13 protein-coding genes and 1 pseudogene are annotated in these 15,045 nt (G+C 52.8%); 7 read left to right on the top strand and 7 right to left on the bottom strand.

Annotation, left to right across the window (positions count from 1 at the left end; all coding sequences use genetic code 11):
* Nucleotides 1–23: 23 nt before the first annotated feature.
* On the bottom strand, nucleotides 24–1,550 hold the full coding sequence (locus RYB09_RS10750) for a CoA-acylating methylmalonate-semialdehyde dehydrogenase (RefSeq protein WP_058400291.1): 1,527 nt from the start codon (nucleotides 1,548–1,550) through the stop codon (nucleotides 24–26).
* 158 nt (nucleotides 1,551–1,708) lie between these two features.
* On the opposite strand from RYB09_RS10750, the gene RYB09_RS10745 reads away from it, so the two are divergent.
* The 4 genes from RYB09_RS10745 to RYB09_RS10730 all read left to right on the top strand — a co-directional run bounded on the left by RYB09_RS10745 (nucleotide 1,709) and on the right by RYB09_RS10730 (nucleotide 5,953).
* Nucleotides 1,709–2,656: a LysR family transcriptional regulator gene (locus RYB09_RS10745; RefSeq protein WP_316888282.1), complete on the top strand. Its 948-nt coding sequence runs from the start codon at nucleotides 1,709–1,711 to the stop codon at nucleotides 2,654–2,656.
* A 286-nt stretch (nucleotides 2,657–2,942) separates the two neighbouring features.
* Nucleotides 2,943–3,866 carry a hypothetical protein gene (locus RYB09_RS10740; RefSeq protein ID WP_316888280.1) on the top strand — a complete coding sequence of 308 codons (924 nt, stop codon included), beginning with the start codon at nucleotides 2,943–2,945 and terminating at the stop codon, nucleotides 3,864–3,866.
* Nucleotides 3,867–3,904: 38 nt separating this feature from the next.
* Nucleotides 3,905–4,714 (top strand): hypothetical protein, encoded by an 810-nt coding sequence (locus RYB09_RS10735; protein ID WP_316888278.1) that lies wholly within the window; start codon nucleotides 3,905–3,907, stop codon nucleotides 4,712–4,714.
* 138 nt (nucleotides 4,715–4,852) lie between these two features.
* Nucleotides 4,853–5,953 (top strand): hypothetical protein, encoded by a 1,101-nt coding sequence (locus tag RYB09_RS10730; RefSeq protein ID WP_164341894.1) that lies wholly within the window; start codon nucleotides 4,853–4,855, stop codon nucleotides 5,951–5,953.
* A gap of 392 nt (nucleotides 5,954–6,345) precedes the next feature.
* Here RYB09_RS10730 and RYB09_RS10725 read toward each other — a convergent pair whose 3' ends face one another.
* The 5 genes from RYB09_RS10725 to RYB09_RS10705 form a co-directional block, all read right to left on the bottom strand.
* Complete coding sequence (locus RYB09_RS10725) at nucleotides 6,346–7,371, bottom strand: hypothetical protein (RefSeq protein ID WP_316888273.1); 1,026 nt, start codon at nucleotides 7,369–7,371, stop codon at nucleotides 6,346–6,348.
* A 125-nt stretch (nucleotides 7,372–7,496) separates the two neighbouring features.
* Nucleotides 7,497–7,670, bottom strand: a complete 174-nt coding sequence (locus RYB09_RS10720) for a hypothetical protein (protein ID WP_316888271.1) — start codon at nucleotides 7,668–7,670, stop codon at nucleotides 7,497–7,499.
* Nucleotides 7,667–8,344, bottom strand: coding sequence for a hypothetical protein (locus tag RYB09_RS10715; protein ID WP_316888270.1), 678 nt, complete (start codon nucleotides 8,342–8,344; stop codon nucleotides 7,667–7,669). The genes RYB09_RS10720 and RYB09_RS10715 overlap by 4 nt, the downstream gene beginning before the upstream one ends.
* 405 nt (nucleotides 8,345–8,749) lie before the next feature.
* Entirely contained in the window at nucleotides 8,750–9,076 is a 327-nt protein-coding gene (locus tag RYB09_RS10710) for a hypothetical protein (protein ID WP_200380578.1), read from the bottom strand.
* Between the two features lie 1,270 nt (nucleotides 9,077–10,346).
* Nucleotides 10,347–10,925: a recombinase family protein gene (locus tag RYB09_RS10705; protein ID WP_096131299.1), complete on the bottom strand. Its 579-nt coding sequence runs from the start codon at nucleotides 10,923–10,925 to the stop codon at nucleotides 10,347–10,349.
* Between the two features lie 932 nt (nucleotides 10,926–11,857).
* Between RYB09_RS10705 and RYB09_RS10700 the strand changes: the two genes are divergently transcribed.
* On the top strand, nucleotides 11,858–12,643 hold the full coding sequence (locus RYB09_RS10700; protein ID WP_316888263.1) for a DUF5677 domain-containing protein: 786 nt from the start codon (nucleotides 11,858–11,860) through the stop codon (nucleotides 12,641–12,643).
* Between the two features lie 77 nt (nucleotides 12,644–12,720).
* On the opposite strand, the gene RYB09_RS10695 is transcribed toward RYB09_RS10700, so the two are convergent.
* Nucleotides 12,721–14,088, bottom strand: a complete 1,368-nt coding sequence (locus RYB09_RS10695) for a tyrosine-type recombinase/integrase (protein ID WP_316888261.1) — start codon at nucleotides 14,086–14,088, stop codon at nucleotides 12,721–12,723.
* Nucleotides 14,089–14,132: 44 nt separating this feature from the next.
* On the opposite strand from RYB09_RS10695, the pseudogene RYB09_RS10690 reads away from it, so the two are divergent.
* Nucleotides 14,133–14,270, top strand: a pseudogene (locus RYB09_RS10690) (LysR family transcriptional regulator); the annotation flags it as partial.
* A 273-nt stretch (nucleotides 14,271–14,543) separates the two neighbouring features.
* On the top strand, nucleotides 14,544–15,045 hold a 502-nt coding region (vgrG, locus tag RYB09_RS10685), incomplete at its 3' end, for a type VI secretion system tip protein VgrG (RefSeq protein ID WP_316888259.1).

The raw sequence follows: 15,045 nt of genomic DNA, 5'->3' as shown, positions 1-15,045 counted from the left end.
CTGGTCTGGCTGAGAGGCTGTGCTCAACGCAAATTGATCGTGGTATTCACGCCGTCGTTCACGCTGTCGTCATCGAACCAGCGGCTGGTAACGGTCTTGGTCTGAGTGTAGAACTGCACCACCTGTTTGCCATACGGTCCCAGGTCACCCAGTTTGGAACCTCGCGAGCCGGTGAAGCTGAAAAACGGCACCGGTACCGGAATCGGAATATTGATCCCGACCTGCCCGACATCGATCTCGCTTTGAAACTTGCGCGCCGCCGCGCCGCTCTGGGTGAACAAGCCAGTGCCGTTGCCGAACGGGTTGGCGTTGACCAGCGCGATAGCCTCATCGAGGGTATCGACCTCCAGCACAACCAGCACCGGTCCGAAAATTTCCTGGGTGTAGATCTGCATGTCGGTGGTGACACCCGAGAACAGCGTCGGCCCTATGAAATTGCCGCCCTCGTAACCCGGCACCGAAACCTCGCGACCGTCCAGTTCCAGCGTCGCGCCTTCACGCACACCGCTCTCGATGAGGTCCAGAATGCGTTGTTTGGCCCGTCGTGAAATCACCGGGCCGATGTCCGTGCCCGGCTCCTGACCGGCATTGACCTTGAGTGTCTGCGCCCGCGCCTTGAGGTCCGGCAGCCACTGTTTCGACGCACCGACCAGCACCACCACGGAGGTCGCCATGCAACGCTGGCCCGCGGCACCGAAACCCGCGCCCACCAGCGCGTTCAGCGTTTGCTCACGGTTGGCATCAGGCAGCACGACCGCGTGATTTTTCGCGCCCATCATCGCCTGCACACGCTTGCCGTGCCGACCGGCCAGATCGTAGACATGCGTGCCGACAGCGGTCGAACCGACAAAGGAAACAGCCTTGATGTCCTTGTGCGTGCAGATCGCGTCCACCACCTCCTTGCCGCCATGCACCACATTCAGCACGCCGGCCGGCACTCCCGCCTCAATCGCCAGTTCAACCAGCAACAGCGTCGACAGCGGGTCCTGTTCAGAGGGTTTGAGGACAAAGGTATTGCCACAGGCAATCGCCATCGGAAACATCCACAGCGGAATCATCGCCGGGAAGTTGAACGGCGTGATCCCGGCGCACACACCGATCGGCTGGCGCAGGGTATAGGTGTCAACGCCACTGGCGACGTTCTCGGCAAACTCGCCCATTTGCAGCGTGCCGATCGAACACGCGTGCTCGACCACCTCAAGGCCGCGAAAAATATCGCCCTCGGCATCCGCCAGGGTCTTGCCTTGCTCGGCACTCAATACCGCCGCAATGCGTTTGGAGTGTTCGCGGATCAGCGCCTGCAATTTGAGCATGATGCGCATACGCGCACCGACAGGCGTTTCGCGCCAGGTGCGATAGGCCGCATGGGCCGCAGCGACAGCAGCGTCCACTTCACTGGCCGTGACAAATGGCACCCGGGCGAGGACTTCCTGAGTGGCCGGGTTGACGATGTCTTGCCATTCACTGCTTTGCGAGTCAGTCCACTCGCCGTTGATCAGCAGTTTTACGCGAGCAACGGTGGTTGTGGTGTCGTTCAACGAGGCGTTCATTTCAGCGGTTCTCCCTCCAGCAAACCACGCATCCAGCGCATGTGCAGATGGATCGCCGTGGTCTCCCGGCAGTCTTGTTTTTGAATTGGTCAGGGGGCGTGCTTTGGAGTATAGATGTGCAAACTTCTAACAAGAATGCAGATAAAAGCAGGGTCAACATGCAAAAAAACATCACCTCCCTGGGGCTGTTGAACTGGGATGACCTGAAGTTTTTCCTCGAAGTGGCACGCACCCGCAAAGTCAGCAGCGCAGCCCGGCGCCTGGCCGTTGACTACACCACCGTGTCGCGACGCATCAACTCGCTGGAAACCTCGCTCGGCACACTGCTGTTCGAAAAGTCGCGCAACAACGGCTTCATCATGACCGCCGAAGGCCAGCGTCTGCTGGGCTACGCCGAGTCCATCGAAAGCACACTGCACATGGCCTGCGAACAGGTTTCCGGGTCCAGCGTCGCGTTATCCGGGCATATCCGCATGGGCTGCACCGAAGGCTTCGGCAGCTTTTTCATCACCCCGCAACTGAGCCACTTTCTCGACAGCTACCCGAGCATTTCGCTGGATATCCTGCCGCTGCCGCACTTCATCAGCCTCTCAAAACGCGAGGCAGACATCGTCATCGCCCTGGAGCGCCCGGAACACGGCCCCTATGTGTGTTGCAAACTCTGCGATTACAGCCTGCGCCTGTACGCGACCCAGACGTATCTGGACAACCACCCAGCCATCGAGCAAAAAGCCGATCTGAGCGAGCACGTCTTCATCAGCTACGTCGACGATCTGGCGTTCAGCTCCGAGCTGCTGTACCTGAGCAACCTGCTGCCCAACGCCCAGGCACAACTGCGCAGCACCAGCGTCATCGCCCAATACACCGCCGCACTACAAGGCCGCGCACTGGCGATCCTGCCATGCTTTCTGGCCGCCCAAGACCCGAGGCTGCTGCCGGTACTGGCAGAAGAAGTGAACATTACTCGGCAATTCTGGATGTACTGCCGGGAGGACCTGCGCAAGTTGAAGCGGATCACGTTGCTGTGGGATTACATTCGGGAGGTGACGGAGTTGAATAAGGGGTTTCTGTTGGGGGAAAACCGCGCTATTCGCTTCCTTCAGTGACAGATTTTCGAGGGATCAGGTGGCCTTATAGTAGCGGGGATAGCAGGGCGTTGACCAACGATTTGTGACAGTGGTTGGTACAGGACTTGTGACAAGGAGGGGTACCTGTAGAAACCGAACAAACGGCCCAGCATCTGAGCGCTATGACTGGGCTAAATGAATCCGCTCTTCATAGGTCTCGATCTCTTGTAGATGCAGGTAGCGTGACTGGATGGCGCCTTGCTACTATCCGTTGAAGATAGGATCCATTTTCGTCGACTAATCGTCAATTGAAACAAAGGAATGTATGGCACAGATCTCAATCCCCAAAGTTGCGTTTCTTGTCCTTGAGCCTCAACCATCATCGGTCGCACCAGCTACCCTTGTTGATGCTCCCCGATTGCTTCCAGAGTCTTACGCCGATGATGAGCATCACGGTCTGATCTATTGTCCCGAGTGTGGGGTCATGTGCAGTAGGCGACCCCGCAAGAACCCAACGCGGAAAGATGGCGTTCCGGCGTTCTACTTTCATATGCCCGGCTTCGATAAGGTGGAATGTCCACACAGGAGAAAGGGTGGTGCGGGCGGTGGGGATGATGAGGGGGGCAAAGAGAAAAGAGCTATCAACCTCGTAACGTTCGCAGGCTGGAAGAGCTTGACGGAGAACGAGGCAGATGAGGACGATGATGATGAAGATCAGGATCAGAACCCACATAAAAGGAAGGAAGTACGGGGCGGCTCATCGGTAAATGGTCGCGGGTTTGAGAACTTCTACGATGCTGATGGGAATTTGCTAAATCCGGGGCACTTTCGCACCGTACGTAGGCTTGTGCGTTTGGCTCAAATAAGCCTTGATATCGCTATTCAGTTTGAAGGAGAGGAAGCAGTCTTACTGCGCGATTTAATCGTCCCTATAGAGAAAGCCCAGCAAGATATAAAACGGTATCTTGGAAAAAGCTTCTTGTTCTTTGGCCAGCCTACCTCTATTGCAAAAGGCAAGTACAACCGAGTTTTCTTTAATTTCAAATCTCCCCAGCACGAGCTCAGCGGACACTGCGAACTTGATATCTTCGAAAGTCGTAACTGGCAAACTTTTGAGAGAGATCGATACTATCTATTTTACGGACGTGTAGACGGGAATGAAACCCATTCCATCGTCAGAATACTAGAATCAGGACAGATCGACAGAGCACCACTATCATCAAGGACTCTTCTTAACAACTTTAGATAATACACAGCTACTCACCTACTTATCTACAGGGGTATTTTATGCCAGTATCTGTGACCGCCTACCGTGTTTTAATCGGATCCCCTTCGGACGTAAGTGCTGAGAGAAAGGTGATTGAGACTGCCATTCATACTTGGAACTCTATGAATAGCGTCAAGACTGAAAAGATTTTGCTTCCTGTTATGTGGGAACTTGATAGTGCTCCACTTCAGGGGGATCGCCCTCAAGGAATACTTAACAACCTTATTGTTAAGGACTGCGACATTATTGTTTCCCTCTTCTGGTCCAGACTTGGAAGTGATACGGGCGTAGAAAAATCAGGCACGGTAGAGGAAATAAAATACTTCATAAAAGAGAAACGTCCTACATTAATTTATTTCTCAAAAAGCGCGCTACCTCAAGATCATGACCCTAACCAATGGTCACGCCTGTGCGAGTTCAAAAAAGAAATTAGAGGCGGTGGAGTACAAGAAGATTTTGATGGAGGGTCTGACCTTTCGATGAAGCTGATTCGACACTTAACTATCGTCATGGACAATATCAATACAGCACCTACCGTAGCGACAAAAGAAGTTAACAGACTTATACGCGAAGAAGATGTGGTTCTTCGCAAGGCTAAAAAGCAGCAAGTGCCAATCGCCGACACCAAAAACACACACCATACTTTAAACCGGTGTACTGACAAATCATTTTATGTTGGTGGACTACATGATCCAGAATACAAATGGCCTACTAGTCTGCATGGCCAGTTTGTAACAGTCGCGTCCATTGGACGGGTGTGGCAGTTCAGTAATAAGCGGAGGGAAGAGGTCGCCAAGCTTTTAGGAATTAATGCAAATATCGTAAATTAGTGGTTATTGACAAAGGTAAATTAGCATACCAAGAGAGCACAGACTCAGATGCGCAACTACACTTTTCACCTCAAAGCTTATTACCCCGATACTGCTTTACCCCCCAACTTCACCTGCACTATCACAAGGTCTAAGTAAATGGAATGGCATACCGTACTACGCGAACTTCATTTGCATGGGGGAGGAAGACTGCTTAACGGGATGGACCCTAAGGCAACGGTACGTCCTAATACAGTTAGCAACCGAGGTATTCAGATCACACTGAAAAGCTTTGAAAGTCTTTACTCCGACACAAAAAGATTAGGATTGAATGTGATCGGCTGTGACTTTTACACGACAGCAGAAGCATCTAAGGGCTTTAGTCCGCCTGAATGGCGATCTAAGAACATTGCAGCTAGCCCTACTTGGTTATGTGCGGATCAAGGTCACGAGTGGTCATTTATCGCCCACGGCGCTTTCAAGCAAAAGAACGGCTTACTTTACGATTTGGCGTCTCGAATATCTCATCAACTCAGAGCATGTGAGTGGCGTCTCCGCCAGCTATCGGAAGCATATGCAGAACAATTAAATGGACGGCTTCGGTCAAAACCATTTACGGCTGATGAACGTTTCCTCGATGGCTACACATCTTTATGTTATTTAGCCCTACAATCTTTTTTAGTAGACGCCTGCGTACTGCGAGATTACCTATCTGAATTTTATTCAGAAGTAATGATCAGAAGCTCCGTTCCGGATGCCAAAAAAATAACCACACTGAGCGGGCTCCTGAAGAAATGGAAATCTGAAGCGCCAAAGGATGCGGCTGGTAGAGAGCTCAATGCATCCGCGAAACACGGCCAATGGCTGTTCGAACTTGGGGCTTATAGAGATCTGGTTGTCCACGTAGCCCCATTGGCAAACGCAGGGAAAACGCTGTTTGCGGTCACACGCACGATTGAGTTAAGTCAACGAGAGCTATTGCCAGCTATTAAGTTACCTCTGCCAAGCGATCCGGCAGCTTTAACGAAAGAGCGGGTATCTGGTCGCTACTTTGAAGATCCGGAATTGACATTTGCACGATTCAAAAACGTTCTTGAGGACATTTCCTCGACTCGGGACTCACTGGAATACGCGCATATAACCATGCAGCAACTTGGCGCATTGGCGAGTTCCGTCTCTAAAACCTCTCCGATAAAACCCGAGGTTCCGCTGATAACACCACAAGATGTTATAGGGGAAATTAAAATTACCGGACGCTAAACGGACACTAGCCAATCAATCACGGAAATGAATTCCATACGGGTGTCACCCTTCTTTGTGAGTCCCTTATGGCCAGCAGATTTAGACGGTGATATTCCTACTCGGAGTGGGATTAGTAGGTAGGGAGTTCGCAAAAGACAGATGTCGCCCGGAACGGGGAGTTGACGTGCTGCAACTTTCTTTGAGGTTCGACCTGCCTGCATCCAGTGCAGTGCTAGGCGGGGCGGGCTCATACCTGTCCCCTCTCGGATAGTGGATGGATCGACTCAGTTGTTACAGGCTGCGCATGTCCACTCCCACAGCCCATCGTCCCTGCTTGCCTCTTGCACCTCTTGCACCTCTTGCGCCTCTGCACCTTGTGTCACTTGTTCTCCCAGATACTTGCCACGGTCTTACAGGGCTTCCAGTTCGCGCAGTTCCTCGGTGGTGATATCGCCAGCTCGCAGCTTGAGGATCAGTGCGTCCTTACGGTCGGCTTGATCAATCAATTGTTGCTTCCGGCCAGCAATTACCTCAGCCTCGCGTTCCAGCTTGTGTGCCTCTTGAGCTGCCTTGTACTTGCGCTGCATGGCTTGACTTAGGCGCGTGTAGTTCAGCTCATAGGCAGAGATACGGACTACCTCAACCCGTGGACCTTTGGCCTTGATATGAAGACCGGAACGCAGACAAGCCACCTCGATGACCTCGGAGTGCTGTGGGGTCCAGCCAGCCTTAACCAATGCATCGGCATCGACCTCAGACAGCAGCGCAACTTGCAGCAGCTCGAAAGCCTCACGGCCAGCCTGCGTGAAAGGTCGGCAGATGGTAGGCAGCAGCTCCAGCAGCTTGGTAGCCAGATGGTCGCTACGTCCCTTGGAGTTGATCACAAGTTCATGAGCGACTTCGCCCAGTGCTTGCAGGTGGTCGTAGTACGGATAGTCTGTCTTGATACGCCCTGACATGGCATCGATCAGGGGCAACAGGTCGGCACTGTACTGGCTGATGTACTCACGCCATTTCGGGAAGTCGTAGCCGACCAGACCGGTAGGGTTCTTGAACAGTTCATTATCGGGAGCTTGAGCGGAAATCTCGCGTTTCAAGTCCATTAGCCATGTGAACAAGTTGCTGTACTGTTCTGGCACTGGCAGGCCAGATGGGAGTTCACCCAGCAGACGCCCGGTGGCTTCAAAGTTGCGAAGGGACTTTGTAACATCGGATTGTACGCAGCCCATCGCCTTCAACTTCTGGTCATGCTGTTCGCGACCTGGAATGAGGAACGGACGGTACTGGTCAAACTGTGCTGTTACTTCTTTCATTGTTTCATGAACACCAACAGCAGCAATGCGGGCCTTTGCCTTTTCTGCTCCGAATTTGGCCAGCAGGGTAGGTGCATCGTGAACTCGCATTTCATTGATGATACGGGAAGTAGTTGTGGTCATTGGAACCTCTCTCTTTAACGGTAATGGGATTGGGTTTGGGTTTGGGTTTGGGTAGGTATAGGGTTGCGACTTTCATGTACGGTTGAACGCCAGCAGCGCAAGTGCAGTGCTAGATATTCAGTTACTTACGCGACCTTCTTGGCGACAAGTTGAACGCCACGGCCTTCACTGAAGTTCGATTGCAGGCTGACAGGTGCAGCATAAGGTTGACGGCCATTAACGGTATCTCCCTCATCAGCATTGCCCAGCTCGCCGCCATAGTTGAATGACGGGTTGTATCCGATGCGTAGAATTCTCATGCTCGGGTAGCCTCGTTAATTTCATCCGCGTGATCCATGAGCCAGCAACGGCCCTTCGATGTAACACGGAGGCCATCGCTGAAATTCCCACCACTCACCACGTAGAACCCAGCATCTCTGCCAGCGTCAGTAAGAGAATATCGGGTCAACTTGCCTTGATGACGGGCACACCAGAACAGATAGTTCTGAACTACATACTTGTACGCAAGATCGGGGCTATGGATGTCCGCCAAGTAGCAGCTATGACGCCAGTGCAACAGGGTACGATCAAGCCGGGAGTACGCTTTAACCTTCCGGGCATTGGCCGCGAACATGTCTTGATGTTCCTCGGCTAACCTACGATAGGTGGCCGCTGCCAACTTCTCGTCATTACGCACGACTATGAAGGTGTCGACGACTAGTGAATAGAAGGGGAAAGACACCCACATTGAATATGCGATGCATGCTTTCTCAGTTGCAAGCGTTTGCCCACCCCTACCATTTATGCTCTGGAAATTTCCCGAGCTAGTTAATTCGCGCTTAGCCTCGTTGTTCCACTGGCTAGGTGCTTTGCGGTCAGGAAGGCTCAACTCTCGCCAGATGTCAGTGAGATTATATAGCCCTTCCTCATTTGATAGGAATGTGTGTAAGTTACCCTGTGCGTCGGGTAGTTTAATGGGCAGTGCGATAGTCATAGTAGACCTCTCGATTTGGTTTGGTTTGGTTTGGTTTGGTTTGGTTTGGTTTGAAGTATTGGGGGGCATCTAGGTGATGCAGGGCATACAAGGTGGGACACTCGGCCACTCATAGGAGAGAGGGGACCAGACCGTTACTAATGAGCAGGGAATGCCCCAGCTTGTATGCCCTGATCCCAGGGTCGCTATCTGTACTGCAACTTAATCAGAAACCGGATGACCGACCCTTTAGCATCGTCTGTTCCATCAGCTTTTGTGCTGGAGTTAGAACAGTGCCGGAGTTGCCATTAATAGGCTCAGGAGTGAATGAAATACCTGTGGCCCCCATCGGCGTACCGGGAAGGCGTGGAGTAGGCTTGCTTGCGAGGTCAGTGATTGAGGTAGATACACTTTGGATATTCCGTATCATGCTTCTACCTCTCCATCAGGATAAGCCGGGGTCCATTGAGCATTGCCGATCCGACTGGCGAACAATGCGGACCATCCATCCTCTGGGTTACTGCCATGAGCAACTAGCAGGCTGATACGGCCACTGCCGCTCTCTACCTGTTCCGAGTCCACTGCAAGTACCATGCTACCCAAGCGCTTACCAGAGAGATTGCTCTGATTGATAGGGTGGCTGGCATCGGTAATGGCTGTGAAATCAACCTTCGGCATGTTGTGCAAAGTGACGCCAACTTGCTGCTGGGCTTTAACTTGAGACGACGCATCGCCTGTAATGGGTGTAGACATTGGTCTGTACCTCTCTATGTGGGTGGGTTAAATCTCCGTGCGACTGTCATGTACGCAACCCAAAGCTAATGGGCGCTACTGGTTGCTACTTGGGGGCTTCTGGTTGCTCTATTCTTTGTTCCAAAGAAGTAGGAGTTTTCTACTGTTGCTACTGCTTCTACTGATTACTACTTTGCTACTTGGCCTGAGACCGATGAACCAATAGGGAAAAGCAATGCAATAAAATAGCATCATAGCAATTCCCTATCGGTATCGATCCCACGTCGAGTGCTGTTCCTCTACTGCAACTTAAATGGCTGCCGGTCGGAGCGCGCCCGCCACCCTGCGATCAATCTAGAGTCTAACAGTGTGAGACATAATCAAAACCAGAAGCCCTCTGAGGCTCCCTTTTCGCGCTTAAAGCGCTTGGCAGTGTTCGGCTCGGCATTCTGCGTCATAGCTGCCTACGGGCGTTCTGGGGCGTTACTGGACCGGATACCCTATAGCAGATAGTTAATCTCCCTTTCTCCATAAGGAGAAGAAGGGAGAAATACAACTATGACTACTTTGATAATACTGTAGCTACAGTAGCTACCTTAACTACTACACTACTGTTGCTACTGGGGATTCTCCTGTACTGCAACTTAAATAGGCATCGGGCTACAGACCACGGATTACGAGGCCTCCAGCGGTTTTGTTTATTATTTGCACAGCAGTCTCACACTAAATCACTGTGAGACTTTATGACCAGAATGCCCGATCCAGTCACGTTTGCCGCTGGCCGCTCTGGAATTCAAAAAACTGTGGGTTTCAAGTGTCTAACACTGTGAGACTCAGCCAATTTAAGCTACTGGCGGTCCTATAATGCAATTCAAAGCCTAGACTCGCTTTGAAGCCGTGAGGCACTGAGAGCGCGCCTGAGGCACGTTTACCCGCCCCCCCCTCACACAGTCCTGGGGTTTTATGTGACAGCCCCAATCGGAGCAGAAAGCTAACTGCCCGAAGTTTTAACAGCGCATATCGCATAACCATCCCGGCGCTTGCCCTGAACCTCCGCCCTCGACCAGTAGGACAGCCGCTGTCAGATGGGCTCCCGCAACCGTGATGGCAGGTGATCGACTAGCCTGCCCCGTGAATGAACGTAGCGTCTGCGCGCTCTGGTGGCCCTCCACGGCCAACATATGATTGAGCAAGACATAACCCGCTAGGCGGCTTCCAACTGGAATACCCAGTGATACATGTGGTCGCAAGCCCGAGTGTCTGGGCCTCAAACTTCAGCCCGCTTTACAACTCAGGCGGACTCCTTGGCGCAATGGCGCTTCACGGTGCGCAGGGACAGCCCCAAAGCTTCGGCAACCTCAGATTGACTCATACCCTTGGCACGCAGCTCGCGCACCTGAGACGTGACGTCATCAGCTACAGGACGACCCAGCTTCACACCGGCAGCTTTGGCACGGGCTAGCCCCTCGCTGGTACGCTCACGGATACGGCCACGTTCCATCTCAGCCAGCGCCGCCATTACCTGCATGATGAACCTACCCTCTACGCTGGTCAGATCTGAGGCTGGCAGGTCGAGCGAGATAACCCGGATACCTAAAGCCATCAACTTATCGATGGTGGCCTGCACGTCGATGCTGTCACGACCAAGGCGGTCAAGTTTCAGCACCACAAGCGTGTCTCCACTCTCCAAACGGTCTACCAACCTTGCAAATACAGGACGTTCGGAGGCTGGTACTGAGCCGCTTATCGTCTCACTGTGTACCCGGTTCGCAGGAATGACGTATCCGCGCTCCTTGATAGCGTGCATTTGGTTCTCTGTGATCTGCTCGGTGGTGGATACCCGGCAATAGGCGTATGTACGTGCGGTCATGGTGTCGCCTCTGGTCTGCAAGCTGGCATTTGGTGCCATGTAATGGTGACAACAATACAAGTGGTGCCAACAAGTGTCAAACCCTATTTAGATGTCACCACCTTATGACCCGTTTTAAAGGTGACTACAATTGATCGTTTGATGTCACCACCTGCAAGCCAGACCGATAGGCACCAACCTTACGGCCAGCACCGCCGCCACCAATAGCCAGACCGGCACTTGATCAACGAGGCATCGACAACCGCGACCGGCCAGCGCCCAACCCCTGACACTAGCCGACCAGCGCACGCACAGCCAACGATAGAGCGAGCGCCTCGGCACTGGCCCCCAACTCGACGCATCGACCGGCAGACCCAGCGCAGCCCGCCACGACAGCACAGCCCTCAAGCCCTGAGACGACGCATGTATTGTGAGAGGCCCTGCTCCGGCATTGGTGTGGGCGGCATGAGCTTTTCCAGCGACAGACGACGACAGCCCCGGCCTGCCCCCCCCGAAAAGAGAGGTGTCTATGCCCCAGCTGCACACACAGCCACACGCTGCCCCCCCCCACGGGGGAACTAGGGCTGCCCGAGCGAGCGAGATATGCCTGACGGGTGCAAACCATTTTCGATTCGGGTATGTGTGTGGCAGATGATCCGCTGCGACGAGTTTCTACGACGAATCTAAGCGGGTGGCAGGGGCATATGTCCGCTAAATTCAATGTAGATCGCGCTTTAACTCAATATTCCTGGGCTTTTAGAGCCGTCGCGCTAGGGGCATAGAGGTCAGACCGTTACTCTAGGTTGAAGCTGCGCAGAGTAGGCGGCTGGCAGTCCAGCGGGGGATATCGAGTCCAACGGCCATCGCGGGCGCTAGCCATTCTCGGCCCTTGCTTATCCAGCAGGGTGCCAATAGGCGTCGATATTTTTGAGCTAAGTTAACAGGAGGACAATGTGGGTTTTGACACTGAAGGCTTCAGGGGATCAAGTGGCATATCTATAAGGGAAGCGCAACTTCAAAGGCATGATAAACTTTTCATGTTTGCAGAGTCATGCTCAAAACTCGCTGTTGAAATCACGACCCTACTACCCAAGTCCAGAGGAAAAACCAAGTTAGTTATTAGCCTGTATTTTGCGCGCTGCACATCAAACTTCCAAGCAGCAGTATGCTTAGCAGAGGGAGGAATGACAATTGAAGCGTTAGGGATCGCCCGGGGTTTATTAGAAACATTCTTCGTTTTGAACGCGCTTGCGGAAGAGGCTGTGACTGCGGAAGAGTTGATAACTCATGACTACGCTTCAAGAAGGAAGCACGCTAACGCCATTCTGGGCAAAGTTAATATTTATGAGAATGCGGCCCCGTTCGAGAAGAAGCTTAGGGATTTTGTTGCTGAGAAAGCAGGCTCCACCGAAATCAACTTCCAAAGTCTTGCTACCAAGGGGAAAGCATTAGCCATATATGACGGCCTCTATCGACATTTATCTCACCATGCTGCGCATCCATCTCTTTCTGCAACAGAGCCGTACCTTGTTGAGCTGCCCAGCGGTCAATCACATGTTCAATTTCGACCAATATTGGATTACACACAGAGGGCAGTCCTCAGCGCATGCGCAGGTATTCTAATCAGTTGCTTCGCTTGCGATAAGGCAGGCATAAGAACGCCCGAGACTAATGCTGCTGGAACACACCTCTGGGAAGTTTACGAAACGCTATACGCGGCATACGATCCATGGGCATGAAGGCGCTTACTTGGCATAACGAACAACATCGGTTTGGTAGTATCCTTGTTGCCCGTCCGATTCAGCCCCGCGAGCACTCAACTTCGGATCGAACATAAAATTCCATTGAGCGTTTCGGCTAGCACTTCGACAGGAACACCCGCCCCGTAAGTATCAAAAGTAATCGTCCCGGATGCATGCCCCATCACCGCTTGAGCATAAGTTGTTGGAACTCCTCTAGCCTGCATCAGGGAAGCCAGAGAGTGCCGCAACGAGTGAAACACCAAGCCACGCTCGTAGGTATCTCCAAGGGCCGCTGGGATAGCCTGTTGATTAGCCCACTCGCCTGCCGGTCTGTAACCGATTTGCGCCAATGACTCCGACCCACTGAGCTTGCACGCTTCGACATACCTCAGGAAAGCTGCAAGGTCGAATCCATAAGCACCATCCGTTAAAGGCACCATCCGCTCGCTACGTTTATTTTTGATGGACTTTCCTTCACCAGCCTCATTGATGTGAATTGCTGAAATCCCAGACGCAAGGACATGAATGTCTCCCGTGGTTAACTGGGATATTTCGTTAAGACGCCCGCCAGTGATGATGCCTAGACTCAGCAGCCAGCGCTTCCATGACGTTTCAGGCAGATTGTTAGCGTACTGCATCAGCTTACCTACCTGCTCCTGACTAAGCGCCTTGCGGTTCGACTCCAGGCCCTTGGTGAACTTGAGTTTCTTATCGAAAGCCTTTTCTAGGTGGCCGTTCGCAACAGCCCAATTCAGGACAGCCGAGAGCTTCATTAGCATCTGATTAACCGTTGAGGGTTTGCGCGTAGTAGCAAGCTGGTCCCTCAGGGAAATAAGGTCTGCCCGCGAGTGCGTCCTCAAGTCCAGCGACCCTAACGCAGAGCAGAGAACGCCATGCGTGAACTTGGTGCTACTCAGCGTATTGGCCTTCTGCTCCCCTGCCCGATCAGCTATGTAGAGACCGGACAGGACCTCAAAAGTCATCGCAGGCACTCTCATCAACTGAGACGAGGAGACGCCGCCCACCAGTTGAAACGGGCTGGAAGGGAAAGCCTCAAGGTTTGAAGAACCACTCTCACCATCTGCATGGAGCGCTCCCCAAGCATGCGACGACTCCCCTAAACGTTTAGGCCCAAGTACCTCCGCCGAGACCGACAAGAAATGCTCCTTAAGCTCAGACCACAGAGCCGTTGGGTTCTCACGGTGGAATGCCCTGATGAATCCCGATAGCTGATCAGAAGCATCCAGAGCGGCCCTTCTGTTGCGGGTCTTGAGGGAGACAGAAGCGGACTCGGCGATGCTGCCTGTCGCCCGCAGACGCAGGTAGTAAATACCATTGCGCCGATAGTGATATGGCACAGCGAGTCTTGTGGTCGGCCCCTGAAAAGCGAGCAGATTTGTGACAGTGGTTGTGACAGCAGATCGCGGTGAAGAGAGGTTCATATCGGTTAAGCCCCGTATTCATTGGGTTAACCTGAATTCCTTGAAAATTCTGGATGTACTGCCGCGAGGATTTGAGGAAGCTCAAGCGGATTACGTTGCTGTGGGATTACATTCGGGAAGTCACGGAGTTGAATAAGAGTTTTTTGTTGGGGGAGAAGGCGGAGTTGCGGTTTGCGAGATGATGCGCAAGGAGTTGCCTGGTCATGCCGTGTAACAGACGCACTGGATAGCTGAGGAGCAAGCTTCACGTACGTTTCGAGGCGCTGCGCAACATCGCGAAAAAGCGCGCAAGATGATGCGCAGACTTTGCTGCTTTTTTTGCTCCTCGCACCTAAAACCCATCCTAAACTTCGCCAACCTACTGATTCATATATAAAAATATTATCTGGCACCTTTCTTGTTATCTCTCACGCTATTCAGCGGGCGAATTCGTCCGTTACCGCGGAGAGTTTCGGATGTTCGCACCTGCCAGTCAGCCTCGTTTCAGCCTGAGCATCGATAGCCACAACGGCATTGATCATGGTTTTCAGGTAATCGCGTTTACCGGCCATGAGGCCATCAACAAGCCCTTCTGCTTTACGCTTGAGCTGGTCAGCGAGCGCATGTCGCTCGACCTTGAAGACCTGCTGAATCGTCCTGCATTTCTGCAGTTCGCGCCAGATACTGGCGGCATTCATGGCTTGATTGATCAGGTATCCCAAGGCGACTCCGGCACACGCCTCACGCACTACTCGATCACCCTGCGCCCGCATCTGGCCCGGCTCAGGCATCGCACCAATCAGCGTATTTTCCAGAATCGCACCGTGCGGCAGATCATTGCGCAGGTACTGAAAGAACATCACCTGCTGACCAATGACTACCGCTTCAAACTCGGCACCACATACGCCAAACGGGAATACTGCGTGCAGTACAACGAGTCGGATCTGCATTTCGTCCAGAGACTGTGTGAAGAGGAAG

The sequence above is a fragment of the Pseudomonas syringae group sp. J254-4 genome (assembly GCF_032586855.1).
GTDB lineage: Bacteria > Pseudomonadota > Gammaproteobacteria > Pseudomonadales > Pseudomonadaceae > Aquipseudomonas > Aquipseudomonas amygdali.
The sequence above is the reverse complement of the archived record's forward strand: the minus strand, read 5'-3'. Positions and strand labels throughout refer to the sequence as shown.